Origin of the sequence: Shigella sp. FC1567, assembly GCF_001743015.1 — a bacterium.
In the GTDB taxonomy this organism is placed as follows: domain Bacteria; phylum Pseudomonadota; class Gammaproteobacteria; order Enterobacterales; family Enterobacteriaceae; genus Escherichia; species Escherichia coli.
Genome location: NZ_MIIV01000289.1, coordinates 1 through 1,211 on the forward strand (window position 1 = coordinate 1; position 1,211 = coordinate 1,211).

The 1,211-nt window shown below is 57.9% G+C and carries 1 protein-coding gene; it reads right to left on the reverse strand.

Annotated features, from left to right (window positions below):
- Positions 1 to 1,072 (reverse strand): IS110-like element ISEc20 family transposase (locus BHE85_RS15960; protein WP_073714773.1); only part of this gene is annotated, 1,072 nt, incomplete at its 3' end.
- Positions 1,073 to 1,211 lie beyond the last annotated feature (139 nt).

A 1,211-nucleotide genomic window follows, 5' to 3' on the forward strand; every position in this document is an offset into this window, starting at 1 on the left:
AGTAAGCCCTGGAGAGCGGATCCCTGAGCGCGGCGAAGGCCGACAGGAACAACGCCCGTTTGAGAGCTTTATTACCCCGTCGCGAGGGATGCTCACCGCGTATTGACGAGCCGGATCGCCGAGTTACCGGCGCAAGGCCAGCATAAGCAGCGAGATGTGCGGCAGAGGCGAAGGCGCGGCAGGCGACCTCGGTGAGGTGTCTGGCTGCGGTCCTGACACCGACTCCGGGCATACTGGTCAGGACCGGGTAAAGAGGGTGAGCAAGAACTCGCTGTTCTACCTCAAGCGCCACCTCGTCTCTTTGCTTACGCAGCGTGATGAGCTGGAGTGCCAGACGTGGCAGTACTACGGCAGCGGCATTCGTGCCGGGAACGACGACGGTTTGTTCGGCCAGTGCCTGAGCTATGTCTGCTGCAAGGCGTTTACCCAGACGAGGCGCAAGTTTGCAGAGCTGGGCTGCCAGCTTCTTCTCACCCAGCGAAGCGAGTTTTTCTGGTGAGGGATATCGCTGGAGAAGATCGAGTACCGCCGGGTGCTCAAGTCTCGGACCGAGAACGCGCTCCAGTGCCGGATGTATCTGGGTCAGAAGGCCGCGGATACGGTTGCTGGCCTGCGTTGTCTGTGCGGCAAGATCATCATCGAAGCCGCAGAGCATGGAGAGTTCGGCGATTTGCTCGTCAGCCAGTTTCAGCGTGCGTAGCGCGTGAGGCAGGGTACGGGCAGCTTCGGCAATGATGGCAGCGTCACGAGCATCAGTTTTAGCTTCACCGGCGTGTAAGTCGGCTATGCGGCGCATGGCCAGTCCAGGGAGGTATCCGACAAGGACTCCTTCTGAGCGGGCAACGGCGACAGGTAACGCACCGATGGTAGCTGGCTGATCAACAACCAGCAGTATCTGACCATGTTGTTTCAGGTCAGATATTAGCGATCTGAGTTTGTTTTCGTCGTTGGGTAATGCTTTATCGAACAGGCGTTTACCTGAACGATTAATGGCAACAGCGTGATGCGTATCTTTACCGACATCAACGCCGATAAAGACCTGGACGGATTCGTAATCGCTGGATTCGGTCATTCTGTCTCCCTTGTATATGGGTTAACCAGATAACCACGGGGAGCAGGTACCGGCATCCACGTTACAGACGGTCCCGGCAAAAGTGCCTGACCTGACCCCTATTAGCGGTTACCAGCGCCCCACCAGACCCGGTGACATC